The organism is Haloferax profundi (assembly GCF_001469865.1).
GTDB lineage: Archaea > Halobacteriota > Halobacteria > Halobacteriales > Haloferacaceae > Haloferax > Haloferax profundi.
The window spans coordinates 1-411 of record NZ_LOPV01000144.1 but is presented as its reverse complement, the minus strand read 5'-3'; the positions used below and the strand labels follow the sequence as shown (position 1 = coordinate 411).

Genomic DNA, 411 nt, shown 5'->3' with positions numbered 1-411 from the left:
GCGGCAGCAGCGGCAGCGGCGGCCTGCTGGTCGTGGAGGTGCGCGCCGACGGCGGCGGCGATGGCGGCCGCCTCTTCGGGGTCTGCATCGTCGGGAATCGACAGCCCCGAGAGCAGGTCCTCGCTCATAACGGGATGTTCCCGTGCTTCTTGTCCGGTTGCGACTTGCGCTTGGACTTCAGCATCCGGAGGTCGGCGATGAGGCGCTTCCGCGTCTCACCCGGTTCGATGACGTCGTCGACGAATCCACGGTCGGCGGCGGTGTACGGGTTCGCGAACTCTTCGCGGTACTCCTCGATGAGTTCGTCGCGACGAGCGTCGGGGTCGTCGGCCGCCGCAAGTTCGTCTCGGTAGAGAATGTTGACCGCGCCCTGTGGGCCCATGACCGCGATTTCGGCCGTCGGCCACGCGT

At 67.6% G+C, this 411-nt stretch carries 1 protein-coding gene and 1 pseudogene; both read right to left on the bottom strand.

Annotated elements, in window-relative coordinates:
* Positions 1 to 128: pseudogene (locus AUR66_RS07425) on the bottom strand (acc operon protein); the annotation flags it as partial.
* Positions 125 to 411 (bottom strand): carboxyl transferase domain-containing protein (locus AUR66_RS07420; RefSeq protein WP_331456989.1); only part of this gene is annotated, 287 nt, incomplete at its 5' end. The gene AUR66_RS07420 and the pseudogene AUR66_RS07425, both read right to left, overlap by 4 nt.